The organism is Flavobacterium omnivorum, from assembly GCF_900099915.1.
In the GTDB taxonomy this organism is placed as follows: domain Bacteria; phylum Bacteroidota; class Bacteroidia; order Flavobacteriales; family Flavobacteriaceae; genus Flavobacterium; species Flavobacterium omnivorum.
In genome coordinates, this window is record NZ_FNDB01000005.1 from 157,992 (window position 1) to 180,021 (window position 22,030).

19 protein-coding genes are annotated in these 22,030 nt (G+C 34.3%); 9 read left to right on the plus strand and 10 right to left on the minus strand.

The genetic code is table 11. The features are described 5' to 3' along the window. Positions 1 to 24 precede the first annotated feature (24 nt). The 3 genes from BLS90_RS07565 to BLS90_RS07575 all read left to right on the plus strand — a co-directional run bounded on the left by BLS90_RS07565 (position 25) and on the right by BLS90_RS07575 (position 4,028). Positions 25 to 2,193 (plus strand): DUF4838 domain-containing protein, encoded by a 2,169-nt coding sequence (locus tag BLS90_RS07565; protein ID WP_091257059.1) that lies wholly within the window; start codon positions 25 to 27, stop codon positions 2,191 to 2,193. An 11-nt stretch (positions 2,194 to 2,204) separates the two neighbouring features. Then, positions 2,205 to 2,576, plus strand: coding sequence for a response regulator transcription factor (locus BLS90_RS07570; RefSeq protein ID WP_091257060.1), 372 nt, complete (start codon positions 2,205 to 2,207; stop codon positions 2,574 to 2,576). Between the two features lie 99 nt (positions 2,577 to 2,675). After that, positions 2,676 to 4,028 carry a DEAD/DEAH box helicase gene (locus BLS90_RS07575; protein WP_073351679.1) on the plus strand — a complete coding sequence of 451 codons (1,353 nt, stop codon included), beginning with the start codon at positions 2,676 to 2,678 and terminating at the stop codon, positions 4,026 to 4,028. Positions 4,029 to 4,162: 134 nt separating this feature from the next. Here the strand turns inward: BLS90_RS07575 and BLS90_RS07580 are convergent, their stop codons facing one another. Then, the gene (locus BLS90_RS07580) at positions 4,163 to 5,275 is read right to left on the minus strand and encodes a lactonase family protein (protein WP_091257061.1); all 1,113 of its coding nucleotides are present in this window, start codon (positions 5,273 to 5,275) and stop codon (positions 4,163 to 4,165) included. Positions 5,276 to 5,457: 182 nt separating this feature from the next. On the opposite strand from BLS90_RS07580, the gene BLS90_RS07585 reads away from it, so the two are divergent. The 4 genes from BLS90_RS07585 to BLS90_RS07600 all read left to right on the plus strand — a co-directional run bounded on the left by BLS90_RS07585 (position 5,458) and on the right by BLS90_RS07600 (position 9,732). After that, entirely contained in the window at positions 5,458 to 7,386 is a 1,929-nt protein-coding gene (locus BLS90_RS07585) for a vWA domain-containing protein (RefSeq protein WP_091257062.1), read from the plus strand. 31 nt (positions 7,387 to 7,417) lie between these two features. Beyond that, a complete protein-coding gene (locus BLS90_RS07590; RefSeq protein WP_091257063.1) occupies positions 7,418 to 8,671 on the plus strand; it encodes a dihydroorotase in 1,254 nt (417 codons plus the stop codon). A 4-nt stretch (positions 8,672 to 8,675) separates the two neighbouring features. Then, on the plus strand, positions 8,676 to 9,008 hold the full coding sequence (locus BLS90_RS07595; RefSeq protein WP_091257064.1) for a hypothetical protein: 333 nt from the start codon (positions 8,676 to 8,678) through the stop codon (positions 9,006 to 9,008). 73 nt (positions 9,009 to 9,081) lie between these two features. Then, positions 9,082 to 9,732 carry an alpha/beta hydrolase gene (locus BLS90_RS07600; RefSeq protein ID WP_091257065.1) on the plus strand — a complete coding sequence of 217 codons (651 nt, stop codon included), beginning with the start codon at positions 9,082 to 9,084 and terminating at the stop codon, positions 9,730 to 9,732. Between the two features lie 148 nt (positions 9,733 to 9,880). On the opposite strand, the gene BLS90_RS07605 is transcribed toward BLS90_RS07600, so the two are convergent. Both BLS90_RS07605 and BLS90_RS07610 read right to left on the minus strand, forming a co-directional pair. Further along, positions 9,881 to 10,387, minus strand: a complete 507-nt coding sequence (locus tag BLS90_RS07605; protein WP_091257066.1) for a hypothetical protein — start codon at positions 10,385 to 10,387, stop codon at positions 9,881 to 9,883. Between the two features lie 11 nt (positions 10,388 to 10,398). Further along, entirely contained in the window at positions 10,399 to 11,163 is a 765-nt protein-coding gene (locus BLS90_RS07610) for an MBL fold metallo-hydrolase (RefSeq protein ID WP_091257067.1), read from the minus strand. Between the two features lie 94 nt (positions 11,164 to 11,257). On the opposite strand from BLS90_RS07610, the gene BLS90_RS07615 reads away from it, so the two are divergent. Beyond that, positions 11,258 to 12,718, plus strand: a complete 1,461-nt coding sequence (locus BLS90_RS07615; RefSeq protein ID WP_091257068.1) for a TonB-dependent receptor — start codon at positions 11,258 to 11,260, stop codon at positions 12,716 to 12,718. 185 nt (positions 12,719 to 12,903) lie between these two features. On the opposite strand, the gene bcp is transcribed toward BLS90_RS07615, so the two are convergent. Next, positions 12,904 to 13,356 (minus strand): thioredoxin-dependent thiol peroxidase, encoded by a 453-nt coding sequence (bcp, locus tag BLS90_RS07620; RefSeq protein WP_091257069.1) that lies wholly within the window; start codon positions 13,354 to 13,356, stop codon positions 12,904 to 12,906. A 332-nt stretch (positions 13,357 to 13,688) separates the two neighbouring features. Between bcp and BLS90_RS07625 the strand changes: the two genes are divergently transcribed. Beyond that, the gene (locus BLS90_RS07625) at positions 13,689 to 14,354 is read left to right on the plus strand and encodes an endonuclease III domain-containing protein (RefSeq protein ID WP_091257070.1); all 666 of its coding nucleotides are present in this window, start codon (positions 13,689 to 13,691) and stop codon (positions 14,352 to 14,354) included. 87 nt (positions 14,355 to 14,441) lie between these two features. Here the strand turns inward: BLS90_RS07625 and BLS90_RS16825 are convergent, their stop codons facing one another. The 6 genes from BLS90_RS16825 to BLS90_RS07650 form a co-directional block, all read right to left on the minus strand. Continuing rightward, positions 14,442 to 14,585, minus strand: a complete 144-nt coding sequence (locus BLS90_RS16825; RefSeq protein WP_175455445.1) for a hypothetical protein — start codon at positions 14,583 to 14,585, stop codon at positions 14,442 to 14,444. A 52-nt stretch (positions 14,586 to 14,637) separates the two neighbouring features. Next, a complete protein-coding gene (locus BLS90_RS07630) occupies positions 14,638 to 15,222 on the minus strand; it encodes an RNA polymerase sigma factor (protein ID WP_073351656.1) in 585 nt (194 codons plus the stop codon). Between the two features lie 343 nt (positions 15,223 to 15,565). Further along, on the minus strand, positions 15,566 to 16,321 hold the full coding sequence (locus BLS90_RS07635; RefSeq protein ID WP_091257071.1) for a glycoside hydrolase family 16 protein: 756 nt from the start codon (positions 16,319 to 16,321) through the stop codon (positions 15,566 to 15,568). Between the two features lie 6 nt (positions 16,322 to 16,327). Then, on the minus strand, positions 16,328 to 18,628 hold the full coding sequence (gene bglX, locus BLS90_RS07640) for a beta-glucosidase BglX (RefSeq protein WP_091257072.1): 2,301 nt from the start codon (positions 18,626 to 18,628) through the stop codon (positions 16,328 to 16,330). A 68-nt stretch (positions 18,629 to 18,696) separates the two neighbouring features. Next, positions 18,697 to 20,340: a family 16 glycosylhydrolase gene (locus BLS90_RS07645; protein WP_091257073.1), complete on the minus strand. Its 1,644-nt coding sequence runs from the start codon at positions 20,338 to 20,340 to the stop codon at positions 18,697 to 18,699. A gap of 91 nt (positions 20,341 to 20,431) precedes the next feature. Then, positions 20,432 to 22,027, minus strand: coding sequence for a PKD domain-containing protein (locus BLS90_RS07650; protein ID WP_091257074.1), 1,596 nt, complete (start codon positions 22,025 to 22,027; stop codon positions 20,432 to 20,434). Positions 22,028 to 22,030: the final 3 nt, after the last annotated feature.

Sequence of the window (22,030 nt, forward strand, 5' to 3'; positions counted from 1 at the left end):
ATAGTTCTTTTTAACTCGCAAGCTATGGCTCAATCTAATATTATAATTGAGAATGAAACAGGGAATGAAAATACGATTATCACTAACGATGAAATTGCAAAGCCTGCTGCGAAAATTTTAAAAACTTACTTAGATAAAAGTTTTATAAATCCATTTTTAGTACAAACAAACAATGAACCTAAAAAAATGGCTTCCTCCATTTACCTCGTTATTTCAAAGTTAAAAAATAAAAAAGACCAAAATAGTTTCAGCATCAAAAGTGATGAGAAGGATATTTATTTGATTGCACCTAATGAAAAACTTCTTCGATATGCCATTTATACTTTACTTGAAAATTGGGGATTTAGAAAATTCACTGCAACAGACCTGTATATCCCAAAATTAAAAAGAGTAGTTTTTCGACAGAATACGGAGAAAACACACCATCCTTCTTTTGAATACCGAGTGCTACTCTATCCAGATGCCTTTGATGAAGATTTCAGGGATTGGCATAAATTAGACTGGCATCTAAATGATTTTAGTATCTGGGGACATTCATTTCAGACCCTGTTACCTGCAAAAGAATTTTTTAAAACAAATCCTGAATTTTTTGCCATTTATGAGGGAAAGCGAAGACCAGAATCGCTTTGTATGACCAGTGAACTTGCAGTTGAAAAGGTCATAAAAAAAATTTCTAAAATTATTGCTGAAAATCCCAATGCATCATTTATATCGGTAAGTCAAAATGATGATGCCGTTTACTGTGAGTGCGAAAAATGCAAATCATTAAATGAAAAACACGGTGGACCGCAAGGTTCTTTATACTTTTTTCTGAACAAAATTGCCAAACATTTTCCTAAAACAAAAATAGCCACTCTAGCATACCAACATACTTATAAAGCCCCCATAAATTTAAAAATACAACCTAATATTTATACCTTATTTTGTCCAATCGAATTGAATAGAGGAAAATCAATAACAGCCGATCTTGACAACAAAACCTTTATTAAAGTATTGCACAACTGGGGAAAAACTACCTCTAATTTGTATTTATGGGATTATACGGTTCAATTTTCAAACTACTTATCTCCATTTCCAAACTTTCATACTTTTTCGGATAATTACAAACTTTTCAAACAAAACAATGTGAAAGGACTATTTGTCCAAGGTTATGCAGATGTTCCTGGTGATTTTTCGGAATTGAGACAGTATCTTTTAGCTAAATTATTGTGGAACAACGAAATAGATTTGGAAGCCACCACAGATGACTTTTTGAGAGGATTCTATGGTAATGCCGCCTCTTCGGTGAAAGAATATCTCCATTTATTGACTGAAAATCAAGAAAATTCAAACCGACCTTTAGACATTTACTCTGGTCCAATTCAAAACAGAAATACATTTTTATCACCAAAAGCGATCGACCAATATGATCAATTACTGAATGAAGCGGCGATGTCAGTAAGTGAAGATCCTGTTTTATCTTCCAGAATAAATAAATTAAGACTCACGCTAGAATATGTATTTTTTGAACAGTCTAAGTTTTATGGCACGGACAAACACGGAATGTTTGTGATCAATACTGAAGGAAAAAAAGAAGTAAAAGCAGGACTTACCGAAAGAGTACTACAATTTGCAGAATCCTGCAACGCATTTGGAATTTATGAACTGAGCGAGGAGGGACTATCGCCCAATAAATATTTCGAAAACTGGCTAGAAATTACTAAAAACACAGCCACCCACCTTGGAGAAAAACTAGAAGTTAATTTTCTAACACCGCCAGCAATTGAATATTCTGCAAAAGGAAGCTCCTCACTAGTAGATGGAATTAAAGGGCATACGGACTACAATATCAATTGGATTGGATGGTATGGAAATAATCCCGAAATAGAATTGATAACCAATAGATTAGATTTTAATCACATTCAACTTCACTTTTTGGACAACCAACGAAATTGGATTTTTATTCCAAAAAAAATTACACTATTTGGATATAAAAACAAAAAATGGAATTTGATAACTGAAAAAAAAATCGTAGATGTAATAGAAAATTATGAAGTAAAAATTAGCGATATAGAGCTAACAGATACAAGCTTCCATTCTTTTGACAAAATTAAATTAGTCATACAAAACCAAGATGATTTACCTATTTGGCGAAAGCGAAAAAATAAAAAACCAATGGTAATGATTGACGAGATTGAGCTTTATAAAAAATAAAATATCTAAAGATGAATAGCGACAAAAAAATACTGATCATTGAAGATGATGAACTAATGATCAAAATACTTGTGTTCATTTTAAGTAAGGAAGGATATCAGCTGACCGTCTTGAAAGATGGACTGAATGCTATTGAGCAATTGCATGACATAAATCCAGACATGGTGATCACTGATTTGCTATTGCCTTATAAATCTGGCTTGGAGGTAATCAGTTTTGTCAAAAGCCATTTTGATAAAAAAGTTATAATTGCTTTATCGAGTTTAGGTGAAGAAGAAAATTCTGTTAGCGAAGCATTTAAATTAGGTGCTGATGATTTTATTGCAAAACCGTTTAATCCAAATGAATTAGTGTTACGTGTAAAGCGATTATTAAATAATTAGCTTCCTAAAAAAGTTGAGAATAGAATCAAAAATGGTTTGAATCCGCTTGGTTTTCCGCATTACTTTCAAAAAGACTATCTTTGCAAAAAATTTAAGCAAATGACTACTTTTGAGCAATTCAATCTTCCTAAATCCGTACAAAAAGCGATAGACGATCTAGGATTTACAACTCCTACTCCTATTCAGGAAAAAACTTTTTCTGTGATAATGTCAGGAAGAGATATGATGGGAATCGCTCAAACGGGGACTGGTAAAACATTTGCTTATCTCTTGCCCTTGCTTAAACTATACAAATTCACTCCAGGACATACTCCCAAAATAGTGATTCTGGTTCCTACACGGGAGCTTGTAGTTCAAGTGGTGGAAGAAGTGGAGAAATTGACAAAATACATGTCGGTTCGAACGATTGGAATTTTTGGAGGTGTTAACATCAATACCCAAAAGACAGCTGTTTACAAAGGTTGCGATATTCTTGTAGGTACGCCAGGAAGAATCATGGATTTAACATTAGATAATGTGATTCGTTTTGAAGAAATGCAAAAGTTAGTAATTGATGAGTTTGACGAAATGCTAAATTTAGGTTTCCGTACTCAGCTTACATCAATTTTGGCCATGATGCCTAAAAAACGTCAAAACATTCTGTTCTCGGCAACGATGACGGATGAAGTAGATGCTATTTTGAATGACTATTTTGATTACCCTCAAGAAGTTACACTTTCTGCCTCAGGAACACCATTAGAGAATATCAAGCAAACAGCCTATCAAGTTCCTAATTTTAATACCAAAATAAATCTTCTAAAACACCTATTACAAAACAACGAAGACATGAGTCGAGTTTTAGTATTTGTGAATAATAAGAAGATTTCAGACATGGTTCATGAACGCATCGAGGAAGATTTTGAGGATCAATTTGGAGTAATCCACTCCAATAAATCTCAAAATTATCGTTTGAGTACCATGGCTTCGTTCCAAGAAGGAAACTTACGTGGTCTAATTACGACGGACATTATGGCAAGAGGTCTGGACATTTCTAACATTACACATGTTGTAAACTTCGAAATGCCCGAATTACCTGAATTGTATATGCACCGAATAGGTAGAACAGGTCGTGCCGATGCAAAAGGAACCGCAATAAGCATGATTGCCCCTCGCGAAGAGGAATATAAAGTAGAAATCGAAGTGCTGATGAATATGGAATTAGCCATCGAATCTTTTCCAGACACAGTTGAAATTTCCTCAAAATTAATTGAACCTGAAAAAGACAGACAGCCGATTAAGTTTATGATGAAAAAACAAAAACTAGACGGAGATGGTGCTTTTCAGGAGAAAAGTAAAAAAAATAAGAAAGTTAACTTAGGTGGACCTGGGGTAACTAAGAAAAAAACACATGGTTCTGTAAATAGAAACATGCTAAAAACAAGAGATAAAAAGAGAAAAGACAAGAATAAGTAGAGATCGACATTCCGTTTCTTAATCCTGATTTCTTTCTGACCATCGGGGACAAAAAATAAAAACAAGAATATATATTAAAAAAGGGTTGAAAAATGGAAATCATTTTTCAACCCTTTTTTCTTGAATTTATAGTTTTAAATCTTTGTAAAAACTAAACAAACCGGAGAACACAAAGCAATCTTTTTTCCACTATCCATTAGAGCTCCAGTAGTTTTATTTCTTTTAAAAATTACAATATCATTTGTATATTGATGTGCTACCAAAAGGAAATTCCCAGTTGGATCAATTGCGAAATTTCTGGGTCCTTTTCCCAGCGTGCTAGTTTGGCCTTTCAATAGTAATTTTCCGCTTTTAAGAATTTTAAAAATTGTTATGTTATTGGCTTCACCACGATTAGAAGCATATAAAAACTTCCCATCCGGAGAAATATGAATATCCGCAGAACTAAATTTTCCTTTGAAATCTTTAGCTAAAATAGTGGTTTCATCAATCTTTGTCAATATACCCTTGGAATAACTAAATACCGTTAAGGCGCCATCAAGTTCCTGTAATAAATAGACAAACTTTCCATTTTTACTGAATGTCAAATGTCTGGGTCCACTTCCCGATTGTAATGAAACACTATCTTTCAGCTCTAAAAGAGTTTGTTCAGCATTAGGATTATAGGCATAAGAATACACTTTGTCATTCCCTAAATCATTGGACAAGACAAACTTTTGATCTGGTGAATAATGAACCATGTGTACGTGCGGACCTTCTTGTCTTTGTGTATTACTTCCTTTTCCGTAATGCTGGATTACTTGCTTTGCTTCAGCAAGACTTCCATCATAATTTTTACCAAAAACGGAAATAGTCCCGCCAGAATAATTAGCAACTATCACATTTTTTTCATCATTGATAATGTAACATGGATCAGCTCCCTTTGAACTTTGCTTGTTGATTAATGCTAATTTTCCGCTTGTTGAATTATAACGAAAAGAACTTACTGTACTTTCAGCTCCAAATTCATTTACGGAATACACAAAATTATTATCGTTTGAAACCGACAAATAACTTGGATTTATCACCTTTTCAGTAGCATTTTTAAAACTGAAATCACCTGTTCTTGAATCAAATTCATAAACATAAATTCCTTTACTATCACAACTTTGGGTATAGGTTCCAACCAATAAATTCCATTTATTTTTTTGTGCTTGAACACTCGAAAAAATTAAAATTAAAAGAACTACAGCAAACGAATTTCTCATGTTTGTAAATTTTATTTAAAAGCTAAAATACATATTATATTTATAATGAATGTCAATTGTTTCTTGCTTTGAAAAATTATAACATCTTCACTTAAAACTGTCAACAAATTTGTATTTTTGACTCAGAAAATTCAATGAACACCGTTGAAAATAAAATCTAGTGAAGTAAACTTAACCACAGAATGCATTTTAAACATCCCGAAATTCTATACTTTCTGTTCGCGTTGATCATACCAATAGTGGTTCATTTGTTTCAATTACGTCGTTTCAAAAAAGAATATTTTACCAATGTTCGCTTCTTAAAAGCACTTTCTATTGAAACTAGAAAAAGCTCTAAAATTAAGAAATGGTTGGTTCTTGCGTGCCGTTTATTGTTGCTATTTTGTCTTATCATTGCTTTTACACAACCTTTCTTTGAATCCAAAGACAATAAAAATGCCAACAATGAATTGTATATCATTTTGGATAATTCCTTTAGCATGCAAGCCAAAGGTAAAAAAGGAGAGCTACTAAAACGAGCGGTCCAAGATTTGCTGGAAGAAACCCCTGAAAACAAAAATTTCTCTTTGCTTACTTATGCAGAAAATTATTGGAATACAGATATTAAGTCGATTCGAACTACTTTACAAAATTTAAAACACAGCGCCTTTCCTTTTCAGTTGGACAATATCCTAGCCCAATTAAAAGCCCATAAAAGTTCTTATAAAAAGGATATCATAATCATTACCGACGGAATTGGACTTGATCAAAAACAATTGAAAAATGTCGCGTTAAAAGATGTCCCTATTTTTATCATCCCAAAGGCAGAGCAAAAAAACAACGTTTCCATTGATAGCGTTTTCATCGATAAAACACTTGATGATTTTTATGAGATAAGTATCCAACTAAGCGGATATGGTGGAGATTTCGATCCCATTCCAGTTTCGTTATACAACAATAATACGCTTATTGCAAAAACGACAGTACCACTGGATACATCCAAAAAACGTATTAATTTCACCATTCCAAAACAAGCTTTTCATGGCTATGTTTCAATTATTGACAATGGCTTGATTTATGATAACACCTATTATTTTAGTATTTCAAAAATAAAAAAAACAAATGTTATCAGCATTGGCGAACCGGCGAAAAACAATTTCCTTTCTCGGATTTATACTGCAGAAGAATTCAATTTCGACACCTATACTTTAAGCTCCTTGGATTATAACAAACTAGAGGATCAAGATGCTGTTGTATTAAATGAATTAGATGAAATCCCCCAAGCTTTAACAACCACTTTAAAATCTTTTGTACAAAAAGGCGGGAATTTAATTCTGATTCCTTCGGCAGAAGGTTCCATCACAAATCTGAATTCTTTTGCATCCAATTTTGGGTCCCTGAAATTTAATACGCTAGAGAATAACGAAAAACAAATTACAAAAATCAACTTCAATCATCCCATTTACAATAGTGTTTTCGAGAAAAAAGTAATTAATTTTCAATATCCTAAAACAAAAAAATCGTTTTCTTTAACGAGTTCAAATCCAGCTATTTTATCCTATGAAGATCAAAGCATTTTTTTGACTTCAACCAACAATTCAAGCGGTAAAGTAGCCGTCTTTGCAGCTCCGATTTCTCTTGAGAACTCAAATTTTCAACAATCTCCGCTTATTGTCCCTACTTTTTATAAAATGGCAACGAACAATCAAAATAATGGTATTGATGCTTTGATTATAGGAAATAACACCCCTCATTGGACTGAAGTATCCTTGGATAAAGACGCAATTTTGACGGTACAAGGTTCCGATGAAGAATTTATTCCTCTGCAACAAATCCTGACAAACAAAGTTAAAATGACTTTCAATGATTTTCCTAAACAGGCGGGTAATTTTATAATCCTCCGCAAAAAACAATGGATTGAAAACATAAGTTTTAATTATGGCAGAACCGAAAGTGATTTGGCTTCAGCCAATCAAAGCAATTTCTCCGACTTTAAAACAACTGAATCCATACAATCGTTTTTTGATACACTACAATCTGATCGAACGGATAATCAAATCTGGAAATGGTTTGTTATCTTTGCACTGTTATTTCTCATTGCAGAAATGGCAATTATAAGATTCGTAAAATAGTTAACGAAGTTCAAATAATTAAAATAAACTTATGAAATTTATCATCAGAAGCGCCAAAATTATCGATTCAAAAAGTCCTTTTCACAATAAGACAGTAGATATTTTAATTGTTGATGGTTTTATAAAAAAAATAGGAACCTCGCTTTCAAATTCTGAAAATGCCGAAGAGATACAACTTGATAATTTGCATGTTTCTCAAGGTTGGTTTGATTCTAGTGTTTGCCTAGGAGAACCGGGTTTTGAAGACCGAGAAACGATAGTAAATGGGCTTACCGTAGCAGCTAAAAGTGGTTTTACAGCAATAGCGCTACAACCCAACTCCTTCCCTATTATTGACAATCAGTCCCAAGTAAATTTTGTATTAAATAAAGCATTAGGATGTGCAACACAACTTTATCCCATTGGCGCTTTAAGCAAAGAAAGTACCGGAAAAGACATGGCCGAATTATACGACATGAAAAAAGCAGGTGCCATCGCTTTTGGAGATTACAATAAAAGTCTAGACAATGCTAATTTGCTAAAAATCGCATTGCAATACGTTCAGGATTTTGATGGATTAATTGTAGCTTTTTCCCAAGACGAAAATATAAAAGGAAATGGAGTGGCAAATGAAGGCATTGTTTCTACTCGATTAGGATTAAAAGGAATTCCAAACCTTGCCGAAGAATTACAAATCGCAAGAAATTTATTCCTTTTAGAATACACTGGTGGGAGGTTACATATACCTACGATTTCTACTAAAAAATCCGCTCAATTAATCAAAGATGCAAAAGCCAATGGTCTGCAGGTAACGTGCAGTGTTGCCGTGCATCATTTAGTGTTGACAGATGAAAAATTAGAAGGTTTTGATACTAGATATAAAGTTTCACCGCCGCTTCGAACGGAAACGGATAGAAATGCATTACTAAAAGCGATAAAAGATGGAACGATTGACATGATTACCTCCGATCATAACCCAATGGATATTGAGCATAAAAAAATGGAATTTGATGGAGCCAAAAATGGAACAATAGGACTAGAAAGCGCTTTTGGTGCGTTGATGACTGTCTTGCCATTAGAAATTGTAATTGAGAAATTGACCGCCGGGAAAACATCATTTGGTATTGAAATGCAAACTATAGATGAAGGTTCAAAAGCAAACATGACCTTATTTAATCCAGAACCAAAAAGTATTTTTACAAAAACAGCAATCCTTTCAAAATCTAAAAATTCTGCATTTTTAGGAACAAAAATAAAAGGAAAAGTATATGGGATTGTGAATCAAGCAAAATTAATTTTAGCATAAAAAAATGAATAATAATACTACCACTGAATCAGGAAAAACAGCTGCTATAACGAGTTATATTTTAGGAATTGGCGTTTTTATAGCCATGTCTATGAATTCAGAAGATAAAAATGCCTTTGCGTCCTTCCACATTAGACAAGGACTCGGACTCACTTTAACATTTATATCACTAGGACTTATCATCAGTAATTTTGATAGTTTAATGATTTCAGCACCCATGTGGATTTTTGTACTAGTTCTATGGTCTTATGGGATTACCAGCGCCATAAAAGGTGAAACAAAGCCTGTTCCCTTACTAGGAGCTTATTTTCAAAAATGGTTATCCAACATATCCTAAATTTAATTTCAAAGTACTTTATCCTTATCACTTTTTAAAACTTTGATAAAGATTCTTAAAACAATAAATAAAAATGAATTTATCTTTAGAATATAAAATACGCGAGCCCAAAGTAATATTAGATAAAAACCCACTTTTGCTTCTACTGCATGGTTACGGCAGCAACGAAGCTGATTTATTTTCATTTGCAGATGAGCTTCCTGATGAATATTATATAATTTCAGCCCGCGCACCGTACAACATGCAACATGGTAGCTATGCCTGGTACGATATCAATTTTGATGCAGACCAAAATAAGTTTTCCGACCACGATCAAGCTAAAGTTTCCAGAGATTTAATTGCAGGATTTATTGACGAATTAATTCAAACCTATCCAATTGATCCTGAAAAAGTAACTTTAATTGGCTTTAGTCAAGGATCGATTTTAAGTTATGCTGTTGCCCTCTCCTATCCAGAAAAGGTACAGAAAGTAGTGGCTATGAGCGGCTATTTAAATTTAGAAATTGTTAGCGATGATTACCTTAAAAATAATTTTAACAATTTAAAAATATTTGCTTCGCACGGTACTTCAGACCAAGTTATCCCCGTAGCTTGGGCCAAGAAAACACCTGTAATATTAGAAAATTTAGGAATTGACATAACGTACAAGGAGTATCCAATAGGCCATGGAGTGGCTCCGCAAAATTTTTATGATTTCAAAAGTTGGCTTGTGGATCTTAAATAAATAATTTTCAATCGCAGTTTCACTAAGTGAACTATCTGCGATTGAAAATTAAAATGGCCAAATAAAACCTGATACAAATCCTCAGAAAGGAGATAATCGAATGTCGAATAATCTTAAGTAAAGGATTTTTCTCCGATTAACCTATTGGCTATTTTTGTTTCTGGTATAACAAAGACTGATTTACTTCAAAAGATATACTTTCATCTTCATTGACAAAGTACTTCAATAAAACTTCCCCCCAAATATCCCCATCACTAAAATCTGCGATAATCCATCGGTGATTCAAGACTTTTACTTTATTGATGATAAATTTATTCGCACCTATTTGATCTTGTCCTGTGTAAGGATTTCCTTTTGGATTGGCGTTTAAATCCAATAATTTTTCAGTAACAACAGGAATTAATTTCTCGTATTGAATCATCTTTTCTGAACTTCCCGAATCAAAATAATTTTGAGCATTTTCATTTTTTTCCAAAGAAAAATAGTTGGCATCTGCTAATTTAGTAGTTAACAAATTGATACTGTCCCGCAGCTTAGTAGTTGTTTTTTTGTACCTTTCTCGTTCAAATTTGACCTCGCTACCCAAGAAAGAATAAGTAAACACAGCAAAAAGCACGGCAAGAATAGATAAATAGAGAAATAATGATTTTTTCATTTGGACTGGTATTATAGTGTAATTTCTAAATTATCATAGGCTAGGAAAACATTTTTTGGAAGATTTTTTTGCACCTCTTCATGAAATCCCATAATATGACTTATGTGTGTGATATAGGCCTTTTCAGGCTGGACCAAAGTTATAAAATCTAGTGCTTCTTTCAAATTGAAATGCGTATCATGTGGTTCTTCTCGTAAAGCATTTATAACCAATACTTTTAAATTTTTAAGCTTTAAAATTTCGCTATCTTCAATCGTTTTGACATCTGTTAAATAAGCAAAATCGTCTATTCTGTAACCAAAAACTTGAAGATTTCCATGCATCACATTAACGGGAATTATGGTTTTATTTCCAATTGAGAAGGACTTATTATTAATCACTTCAATGGTTTCTATAGACGGCGCTCCAGGATACTTATTAACGGTTTCAAAAACATACTCAAAGCGTCTTCTCAGATTATCAATGACTCTTTGATGCGCATAAATTGGTATTTCCCCTTGCTTAAAATTAAATGGCCGTATATCATCAATTCCTGCCGTGTGATCTGAATGTTCATGGGTAAATAAAATCCCATCAACCTTCTGGCAATGTGAAAAAAGCATTTGTTGTCTAAAATCAGGTCCGCAATCAATTACATAAGAATAATTACCCCACGAAATCCAAACAGAAACACGGAGTCTTTTGTCTTTACTATCAGTGCTTTTACATACAGGATGATTGCTCCCAATGACAGGAATCCCTTGTGACGTACCAGTTCCTAAAAAATATACCTTCAAATTTCTTGATTTTATTTACAAAAATAGGGTTAATTATCTTTCATTAGAAACCTATTTCATTAACTTTGAAAAAAATTAGCCATATTAGAAGAAAATGGATACAGAAATAAAATTAAAAGGTGATCGAATCATCGAACAAATCCCTTCAATAAAAGATAAAGCACTACGTATCAATTTAAATGAAAATATCTACGGTACTTTTGCAGAGATTGGAGCTGGACAGGAAACTGTAAGACATTTTTTTAGATCTGGTGGATCTTCTGGAACAATTGCAAAAGCTATGTCAGCTTATGACAAAGACTTTAGTGATGCCGTTTATGGCATTGAAGAAGACGGCCGATATGTTACTGAAAGCCGACTCAAAAAAATGCTATCTCATGAGGTCAATTTAATAGAAAAACGTTTGAGCCGAGAAAAACATCCCAATAAAATGTTTTTTAGTTATGCCAATACCGTTGCCACAATAGACTTTGCCAAACAATTCAAAGGCCATGGTTGGGTAGGTATTAGTTATCAAATTGAGCCTGACGAGGATTATAACGAAATTATACTCCACATTCGTTTTAAAGAAACGGATGTTCGTTTACAACAAGAAACCCTCGGAATTCTTGGAGTAAACTTAATTTATGGAGCGTATTACAAATACAACGATCCAAAACGCTTATTGCGTTATTTGTATGATCATCTAGATAAAGATCAATTAGAAATAGATACGATCAACTTCTCAGGTCCTCGTTTTGCCGATGTTGATAATCGTTTGATGAGTCTGCAACTTGTTAAAAATGGCATGACTGATGCAGTAATGTTTAATCCTGACGGCAAGAACATTCTTCCAGCAGCCATCTTGTACAAAAAAAATATTCTTGCTTTCCGTGGAAGTTTTCGTCCGGTGACAAAGGTTAACATGGATATGTATGAGAAATCATTGAAAATGTTTCTGAATGAAAACAAGGTAAATAAAGAAAATACACTTGTAATTTTTGAAATCACGCTGTCAAACCTTCGTTCTGATGGAGAAATCGATGAAAGAGATTTTATGGATCGAGCGGAGTTACTCTGCTCTCTTGGGCAAACAGTTATGATTTCGAACTTTCAAGAATACTATAAAGTAGTAGAATATTTTGCTAATTATACCAAGGCAAGAATGGGATTAGCCATGGGTGTGAATAATTTGGTGGATATTTTTGACGAGAAATATTACCGTCATTTAAGTGGTGGAATACTAGAAGCTTTTGGTAAATTATTTTATCGCGATATGAAGGTGTTCTTGTATCCAATGATTGGTGAAAACGGTGAAATAATTACCTCAGAAAACTTGAAGGTACATCCTAGAATGAAAGAACTGTATAAATTCTTTAAGTTCAATGGGAAAGTAGTTGATATAAATGATTATGATCCTTCTATTTTAGAAGTGTTCTCCCGTGAAGTTTTAAACATGATCAATCAAGGCAAAATGGGCTGGGAAACCATGCTTCCTTCTGGTATTGCCGAAATAATAAAAGAACACCAACTCTTTGGCTATGATCCAAATAAAGTTTTGAAAGAAACTAATTAATACCTTTATTATAGTTTAAATACAAAATCCTTGATTGTGTAAACAGTCAAGGATTTTGTATTTATATGTATTTTATTATTTTAGATAGACAGTAACAAATATTTATGTTTGTTTCTGTCTATTTTAATTTTGAAATATTTGAGAATTAGATTCTAAAAGAGGTTTATTTTTTTACTACTAAAGATTTACTTTAATATTTGCGCAGCGTGTTCTTTAGTTTTTACTTTTTCGATAACCTCATCAATAATTCCGTTTTCGTCTATTACAAAAGTGGTTCTGTTGATTCCATCATATTCTTTCCCCATAAATTTTTTGGGACCCCAAACCCCAAAAGCCTGAATAACGGATTTATCTTCATCGGTTAGTAAGGGAAAAGGAAATTCGTACTTGTCCTTAAACTTGGCTTGCGCTTTGGCTGAATCAGCGCTTACACCCAACAAAGCATAATTATTAGCTTGAAAACGCTCAAAATTATCTCTTAAATCACAAGCTTCTGCTGTACATCCAGGTGTACTTGCTTTCGGGTAAAAGAAAACTACGAGTTTTTTTCCAGCGTAATCGGCTAATTGATGTGCTTTTCCATCCTGATCCAAGGCAGAGAAATCAGGGGCTTTATCGCCTTTTTTTAATGTTGTCATAATTTTGTTTGTTTGTTAACCGTAAAGTTCGCAACATTGCTATTGCTTTTTAAAACTTAGCTATTTTTACTAATGCTATTTCTATTAATTTTAATTGAAAGTACTACTCTCAAATGTATCGAAGTACACCTCTATACACTATTTACTGCCCCAGATGGCAATGTAAAGCCCAGACTAAAAAAAACTATTTTTTCTTGGTAATATAGAGCGACCGGCAGGAAGCTCATTTATGACCTTAGAAAAAAAGTTTTTTGAAGGAGGACTTGCAATGTACAGCTGGATTAGGCACATACTAAAAATTACACTATTTTTACACGTATAAAAATACAAAAATGAATAAGCAAGAACGTGTAACTTTTGTTATAAATACGTTAAAAGAATTATATCCAACGATCCCTATTCCGCTGGATCACAAAGATCCTTACACCTTATTAATTGCCGTTTTGTTATCGGCACAGTGCACGGATGTGCGTGTAAATCAAGTTACCCCTTTGCTTTTTGACAAGGCAGATAATCCATACGATATGATTAAAATGTCAGTGGAGGAAATTAAAGCAATCATTCGACCTTGCGGTCTATCGCCAATGAAATCGAAAGGAATTCATGGATTATCTCATATACTAATTGACAAACATGGTGGAAAAGTGCCTCAAAGTTTTGAGTATTTAGAAGAACTGCCGGCTGTGGGACATAAAACAGCGAGTGTGGTAATGTCTCAGGCGTTTGGAGTTCCTGCATTTCCTGTTGATACTCACATTCATAGATTGATGTACCGCTGGAATTTGACCAATGGAAAAAACGTAGTGCAAACGGAGAAAGATGCGAAACGTATTTTTCCCGAGGAAATATGGAATGATTTACACCTACAGATTATTTGGTACGGGAGGGAATATTCTCCAGCTCGTGGCTGGGATTTAGAAAAAGATGTGATTACCAAAACTATTGGTCGCAAAACTGTACTTGATACTTATCTCAAAAAGCAAAGTAGCAAAAAATAAAAAATCCCACCGATTCCATTTGGAATACGGTGGGATTTTTAAGTTGGTTACAATTGAAAAGTGATTTTTTTTTCAATCAAGTTAGTCCTAATTCGATATAATTTCGAAACTTTTATCGTGTATTTTTATTATGCTTAGTGCTTTGGAATAGCCTAATAAAAAAGAAATTGTTTCTTTACTTGGTTTCATCGTTTGGGAAACTAATGATTTTTTTGAGTAAGTTTTTGCCATAAAGTAATACCTTTTTGTTTTCTATTACAACGCAGCAACTTTCAAGATATTGTTAATTGGTTAAAACAATTTGGTGTTTATCAATTACTTTTCTCAAATTCATCAAAGCGTAACGCATTCTCCCTAAGGCAGTATTAATGCTCACTCCGGTAGACTCTGATATTTCCTTAAAACTCATATCTTGGTACATACGCATGACCAAAACTTCTTTTTGATCGGCTGGAAGTTCTTCTATTAGTTTTTGTAAATCCATTTGGACTTGGTCCGCTATGATTTTATTTTCTATAGTCAACGAATCATCAGACATTATTGAAAAAATAGAAAACTCCTCTGTTTCTCTGAACATAGGCATTTTTTTTGTTTTTCGATAATGATCCACTACCAGATTATGAGAAATACGCATTACCCATGGTAAGAATTTACCTTCTTCATTATAAGAGTTTGATTTCAAAGTTTTTATAACTTTGATAAAGGTATCTTGAAAAATATCGTTGGTTATATCTCGATCTGGGATTTTGGAATAAATAAATCCGTAGATTTTTGATTCGTGCCTTTTTATTAGTTTAGCTAAGGCATCCTCATTACCTGCGACATATTCCTTAACTAATGACGCGTCTGGAAGTTGTATATTAACCATAATAATACTTTTTAGTTGTTAATTAAAATTCGAGATTTTTCTCTAAAAAGTAGTTTTCTATTATAGGCTAAAAAGTGTTTAAGTTGTTAAGTTTTCAAATTTAACCAATTATTATTTTAACATGCAAGTAAAATTAATAAAAATTAACATATCAAAAATAAAATTTGTTAAAATTTTTCTTCTTTTTTTACATTAACAATACAAATAGTATGCCTTTACTTAACACAGTAAATTTTATGTCAAGGAATTCTTAAAAATAAAAGAACCAAAATAAGACTTGATTATTAATTGATTAGAATCAAACCTTATTTTAGTTGCAATCTTTTTAGATGATTTTTATCAATTATTGATAGACTTTAATATAATCCACTGTAAAATCCTGCGGAAGAATTGTATCGTCCACTTCAGGACCACCAAAATTTCCTCCGATGGCCATATTCACAATAATATAGAATGGCTGATTGAAAGGCCAAATTGCCTCTGTTTTATTTTCAGGCGCAAACGTGTAGACTAAAGTATCATCCACAAAAAAATCAATCTTGTCTTTGGTCCAATCCATAGCATAAATATGAAAACCTTCCTCAATATCATCAAATCTCGTTTTCTTTGTATTGATAGTATTTCCATGGCTGTCCTGCGTGTGCAAAGATGTAAAAACCATATTGGGTTCTTTACCAACATATTCTAAAATATCTATTTCACCGCATTTTGGCCAACCGACTTCACTGATATTAGAACCTAACATCCACAAAGCAGGCCATACACCTTGACCTACAGGCAGCTTTGCTCTCGCCTCGAAACGGCCGTATTGAAACTCTTTTTTGCCTTTGGTAGTGATTCGTGTCGAAGTGTATTTATCACCTTCTTTTTTACCTGTAATGACCAATTTATTTTTTGCAAGCTTATGATTTTGTTTCGTGTACAATTGTCGTTCGTTATTTCCCCAACCGCAATTAGGACAACCATCGCCAAGTTCAAAATTCCAACTCTTTTCGTTTAACGTTTTACCGCTGAAATTTTCCTCCCAAACCAGTTTTCGTTTGTTCTGTTGCGCAAAAGAAAAATTAACCACAAGTAATAGTACTAGTATTTTTTTCATTTTATTTTAATTAGAATATTGAAAATCACCTTCCAACTTTGTTACTGAACTGCCTCCGATGAATACTTTAAAGTCTCCAACTTCTGCTTCCCATTTTCTATTAGCTGTAAAATATTCGATTGTTTTTTCATCAATTGTAAATACCACTTTTTTGGTCTCGTTAGGTTGCAATTCTATCATTTCAAATCCTTTTAACTCTTTAACCGGACGGGTGATACTTCCTATCAAATCTCTAATATACAATTGAACCACTTCTTTTCCGGTAACTTTCCCTGTATTTTTTAAATTTACAGAAACTTCAATTTTACCTTTTTTAGCAAATGTTTTGGATGAGAATTGCAAATCGGAATATTCAAATTTAGAGTAACTTAGACCGTGACCAAAAGGGTATAAAGGCGTATTTTTTTCATCAATGTAATGCGACCAAAACACACTTTCAGGTTCATTCATTACTGGTCTTCCCGTATTTTTATAATTGTAATAAATAGGAATCTGACCCACATTTCTAGGAAAAGTCATTGGTAATTTCCCACTTGGGTTGTAATCACCGTACAAAACCTGAGCAATAGCGTTACCGCTTTGTGTTCCTAAATGCCATCCTTCAACAATAGCCGGAATATTTTCATCAGCCCAAGGAATCGCTAATGGGCGACCGTTATTTAAAACCAATACCACATTTGGATTGACTTTGTATACAGCTTCTAATAATTCTTGTTGCACACCTGGCAAACCAATATCAGCTCTACTCCTACCTTCACCTGATTGCAAACCATGTTCTCCTAAAACCATAACTACTACGTCCGCTTGTTTTGCAACGGATATCGCTTCAGCAAATCCACTTTTGTCCGTCATATTTATTTTGGTTTCCCAAACGAATTGCGTTCTTCCTTCTGTTACATCAGCTCCTTTGGTATAAGTAAGCTGATTCCCGGGATATTTTTGCAATCCTTCCAAAACTGATATGGCTGTATTATCATCAGCAGCGATTCTCCAACTTCCTAAAGGACTTGTTTTATCATTTGCCAAACCACCGATTAATGCAATTTTTTGACCTGATTTTTTAAGAGGCAATAAGTCCTTTTCGTTTTTCAAAAGTACAATTGACTTTTTGGCCATATCCAGAACTCCTTCATGAAATTCTGCTTTTCCAACGGTTGCCAATTCGCGATTTTCATCACAGTATTTATAAGGATCGTCAAATAAACCCAATTCGAATTTTACTTTCAAAATACGTCTTGCCGCATCATCAATAACACTTTCTTTGACTTTGCCTTCTTTAACCAACGCCACTAAATGTTCCACATACGCACTGGATTCCATATCCATGTCGGAACCTGCATTAATAGCTATTTCAGCAGCTTGTTTACTATCTTTCGCATAACCATGTGGAATCATTTCGTTGATAGACCCCCAATCAGACACTACAAAACCATCAAATTTCCAATCTCCTTTTAAGACTTCTCGTTGCAAATAGCTATTACCTGTTGCAGGAATGCCATTCAATTCATTAAATGAGTTCATAAATGTTCGAACGCCAGCATCAACAGCCGCTTTAAAAGTCGGAAAAATAGTGTTTTGCAACACGGTTTCGCTTATATCAACTGTATTATAATCTCTTCCTGATTCGGCAAAAGCATAACCTGCAAAATGTTTGGCGCAAGCCAAAATAGTATTTACAGCGGCTAAATCTTCCCCTTGAAAACCCTGGACACGAGCAACAGCAATTTTACTACCTAAAAATGGATCCTCACCAGCACCTTCCATCACACGACCCCAACGGGCATCTCGGGCAACATCAACCATAGGCGCAAAAGTCCAGTTTAGTCCCACGGCAGCGGCTTCTTCAGCGGCTATTGCAGCTGATTTTTTTATCGCTTCTAAATCCCAACTTGCGGCTTCAGCCAGCGGAATAGGGCTAATCGTTTTATAACCGTGAATAACATCAAATCCAAAAATCAATGGAATCCCTAAGCGGGTTTGTTCAACCGCTATTTTTTGTAACGCTTTAACATCCTTAACTCCTTTTACATTCAGCATCGACCCGACTAATCCTTTTTTCAAGTCCTCGTATTTTTTTGCTGCCTGACCTACTTTTGGCGTTGGACCTGTAATATCCCAAAAACCATTGTACTGGTTGAGTTGCCCCACTTTTTCTTCGAGAGTCATCAATCGGAGAACTGAATCTACTTTAGTCTCTAAAACATTTTCTTTAGAATATGAAACAGGAGATTTCAAGATTTTATTACTGCAACCTGCAACTAGTAGCGCTGCTATAGCAAATGATGCTAACAGGGATTTATTTTTCATCTTTATCCATTTTTATTATATTCAAAGGGCCGAAATAAATTCCGACCTTTTTATATTAATTCCTTATTTTATTGATAAATCCTCACATAATCAATCTCCATTGAAGATTGTGTAAAAGCAGGATCAATAGCTCCACCAAAAGTTCCTCCCATTGCCACATTCAAAATCATGAAAAAATCGCTGTTGAAAGGTACTGAACTACTGTTGGCAAACGTATGGAATAGCTTGTTATCCACATAAAACTGAATCGAAGTTGGACTCCATATCGTTTTATAAATATGAAACTCAGTAGATGCATTTGCAATTGTTGTTGTGGCAGTGTTTGGGTTTGCACCAAAATTACCAGGATAATGTAACGTGCCGTGAATAACGTTTGGATCATTTCCTTTGTGCTCCATGAAATCAATTTCACCACATTTTGGCCAAGTGTTGGTCTTGTAATCTTGTCCTAAGGACCAAATTGCAGGCCAAGTTCCTCCACCTACTGGTAGTTTAGCTTTAACCTCTATTTTACCGTATGTAAATTCGTATTTATCCTCTGTCTTTAATCTTGTAGAAGTGTAACTTGTTCCTACCTTTTTAGCAGTAATTTTTAAACTTCCACCTTGAACAATTACATTATCAGCAGCACTAGTGTACGTTTGTGCTTCACCATTCCCCCAACCGCCAGCACCAAGGTCATAACCCCATTTTGTAGGATCTGGAGCACCGTCATTATTGAATTCATCAGAAAATTTCAAAACAGTATAATCAACTGTAGGAGTTGGTGTTACTGTTGCACCTGGAGGCGAAGTGGTAAAAGTATGATACCAAGCTAAAAATGGATTTCCAGATTGAATCACGCGTACTACCATTCTATTATCAGTAATTGATAAGATTTCGTACGAACTAGTTCCAACAAAATACCCCATAAAACCACCATCTGCGATATTAATTACAGTTCCTCTGGTTTGAGTTGCACTATCTGGATTCTTAGTTACGAAAGATTCGGATTTGCTCAATGTGACAGTTTTTAACCCGCTAGTGTTTAGGTCATAACAAGCATCCTCACCACCTCCTTTAAAGGCACCATTATAATACGTTTGCCCCTTGTTATCTAACTCAAATTTCATTATTGGACCAACAAGAGAAAAAGTCATTACACTATTATACAAACACGTAGCTGATTTCTCATTAGGTTTAGCTTGATAGAAATCTGGGTAATAATTTTTTATTCCAAAAGTGGGATCTGACCAAGCAACATTTGGACCTACTCCTAAATGTCCTGGCTCAGTTTGCGCCCAATACCATTTTCTGGACGTTCCAGCTGTTAAGAATTGTAACGCTTGTTCATCTTTAAAATCACTAAAAACAGTTACTTCTAGAGTCGTATTAGTAGCTACTCCTCCTGCTCCAGAAGCTATAACAGTAACAGTGTACGTATTTATACCTGGTGTAGCAAAAGTATTTTCAAAAACGCCGCTTGGTGAATTTTGAGAAGTTCCATCGCTAAAAATGTACTTATATGAAATAGCGTTATCCGCTGTACTAGAAAATTTCACTTTTCCAGAGCCATCTCCATTCGGAAACGCAACAGACTTGCCTGTTATTTCTACCGCAACCTGGAGGTTGGCAGGAGTATCTATTGCTCCAAAACCCAAATTATCCTCCTGACAATTGACCATCAAAAGAAGGACAAAAATGGATACTATGTTAGTTATTATTTTTTTCATTTTTACTATTTTTTTTTTTAAAATCTAGTTGTGATAATCGATTGAAATCCTATCCTTTTAAATTGATCATGAATTTACTTTATCCGATTTATTAGTTGTGAAAATAAACATTATCAATATAAACAGTGTTATTTCCAGATGGTGCTCCTACAAAGATCAACTGTGCAATGTGAGCACGTGTGGTCAACCCTGTAAAAGTGCTTAAAGGAATATCTAAACTTACCCACGATCCTTTTGCAGGAGCGGTAATCGTTACCTCGTGCTCTTTGTCATCACCACCACCAAAAGCACCATTCGCACCAAAATCAACTAATTTTATTTTGAATACTGTGAAATCGGAAGACCAAACATCCGTATGAAAATGGGTCATAGCTGTTGCATTTATAGGAGTAGTTGTTGCTTCTATACCAACAAAATCAAGTGCACTGTATTTTTTAGTAGCATTTCCATTGATGCTTAAATCCGTAAGTGTGGCACTAGACCAGGAAGTTCTCCACGTATCAACCGCTACATTTGTATAGGCATCACTGAACATAGAAATCACTTTCGAGGCAGCTACAGTTGGTGTTGGCGCTGCAGTAATTGAACCTGCTTGATTGTAAAAGAATACATTATCTACATAAACCGTAGTATTTCCAGAGGGAGCACCAACTAAAATTAATTGTGCAATATGACTGCGAGTTGTCAATCCGGTAAAGGTACTTAAAGGAAGATCTAAACTCACCCATTTCTCCTTCTCAGGGTTTGAAATTGTGATTTCGTGTTCTTTATCATCACCTCCACCAAAAGCGCCATTAGCTCCAAAATCGACTAACTTAACTTTAAATTCTGTTAAATCCGAGGACCAAATATCTAGGTGAAAAAACGTCATAGCTGATGCATTTATAGGAGTTGTAGTCGCTTCAATACCTACAAAATTCAAGGCACTATATTTCTTAGTTTTATTGCCACTGATATCTATATCTTCAAGGTTGGCCTGTGACCAAGAAGTTCTCCAAGTATCAATTGCAACATTTGTATAACTATCGCTGAACATGGAAATTACATTTGCCGCAGGAATTGTAGGGATAGGTGCTGCAAATAAATTAGTTACGGTAATTGCCTGTGTTTTTTCTGTTGTTGCAAGACCGCCACTTAAGGCAACCACTCGTACTTGATATGTTCCAGGATTTAAGTAGGTATGCGTAATCACTTCATCTTCCATAAAATTAACCGGAACTTCATTTGCAACATCACCAAAATAAACCTGAAAGAAAGTCTCTAATTCTGCTTTCGCGGTGACATTAATCGAAAGGTTACTGCCTATAGTTATGTTAGGTTCAAAATTTGTTGGAGCTTGAAAAGATACGGTAACCTCTTGAATCGCTTCTGTTTTTTTACCATTGATCGTTACACCTACAATTTTTGCCTGATACTTACCTTCTCTATATTTATGAGTAACAGTCCCACCCGGATTTACATAAACAGGCGCTGTAGTTGCATCCCCAAAATAAATTTCAAATTGGGTAACTCCTTCCCCTTTTGGCAAAAAAGTGACATTCCCTGAATTGTCTTGAGTTATGGTTGTCAAAGCAGCTATGTTTAAAGGAGCCTTTACGCCATCCAAATCCACATCATTGTTTTCGTCTGAACACCCCAAAAAGAATGTTAGAACAAAAATACTTAGTATTAATTTTAACTTTTTCATATA

Excerpts from the sequence above, each read along its gene's own strand:
- BLS90_RS07625 (WP_091257070.1), top strand. The coding sequence starts at position 13,689 with ATGAATAAGCAAGAACGTGTAACTTTTGTTATAAATACGTTAAAAGAA.
- BLS90_RS07645 (WP_091257073.1), bottom strand. The coding sequence starts at position 20,340 with ATGAAAAAAATAATAACTAACATAGTATCCATTTTTGTCCTTCTTTTG.
- BLS90_RS07600 (WP_091257065.1), top strand. The coding sequence starts at position 9,082 with ATGAATTTATCTTTAGAATATAAAATACGCGAGCCCAAAGTAATATTA.
- BLS90_RS07615 (WP_091257068.1), top strand. The coding sequence starts at position 11,258 with ATGGATACAGAAATAAAATTAAAAGGTGATCGAATCATCGAACAAATC.
- BLS90_RS07565 (WP_091257059.1), top strand. The coding sequence starts at position 25 with ATGGCTCAATCTAATATTATAATTGAGAATGAAACAGGGAATGAAAAT.
- bcp (WP_091257069.1), bottom strand. The coding sequence starts at position 13,356 with ATGACAACATTAAAAAAAGGCGATAAAGCCCCTGATTTCTCTGCCTTG.
- BLS90_RS07595 (WP_091257064.1), top strand. The coding sequence starts at position 8,676 with ATGAATAATAATACTACCACTGAATCAGGAAAAACAGCTGCTATAACG.
- bglX (WP_091257072.1), bottom strand. The coding sequence starts at position 18,628 with ATGAAAAATAAATCCCTGTTAGCATCATTTGCTATAGCAGCGCTACTA.
- BLS90_RS07580 (WP_091257061.1), bottom strand. The coding sequence starts at position 5,275 with ATGAGAAATTCGTTTGCTGTAGTTCTTTTAATTTTAATTTTTTCGAGT.
- BLS90_RS07635 (WP_091257071.1), bottom strand. The coding sequence starts at position 16,321 with ATGAAAAAAATACTAGTACTATTACTTGTGGTTAATTTTTCTTTTGCG.
- BLS90_RS07650 (WP_091257074.1), bottom strand. The coding sequence starts at position 22,027 with ATGAAAAAGTTAAAATTAATACTAAGTATTTTTGTTCTAACATTCTTT.
- BLS90_RS07575 (WP_073351679.1), top strand. The coding sequence starts at position 2,676 with ATGACTACTTTTGAGCAATTCAATCTTCCTAAATCCGTACAAAAAGCG.
- BLS90_RS16825 (WP_175455445.1), bottom strand. The coding sequence starts at position 14,585 with ATGGCAAAAACTTACTCAAAAAAATCATTAGTTTCCCAAACGATGAAA.
- BLS90_RS07570 (WP_091257060.1), top strand. The coding sequence starts at position 2,205 with ATGAATAGCGACAAAAAAATACTGATCATTGAAGATGATGAACTAATG.
- BLS90_RS07585 (WP_091257062.1), top strand. The coding sequence starts at position 5,458 with ATGCATTTTAAACATCCCGAAATTCTATACTTTCTGTTCGCGTTGATC.
- BLS90_RS07630 (WP_073351656.1), bottom strand. The coding sequence starts at position 15,222 with ATGGTTAATATACAACTTCCAGACGCGTCATTAGTTAAGGAATATGTC.
- BLS90_RS07605 (WP_091257066.1), bottom strand. The coding sequence starts at position 10,387 with ATGAAAAAATCATTATTTCTCTATTTATCTATTCTTGCCGTGCTTTTT.
- BLS90_RS07590 (WP_091257063.1), top strand. The coding sequence starts at position 7,418 with ATGAAATTTATCATCAGAAGCGCCAAAATTATCGATTCAAAAAGTCCT.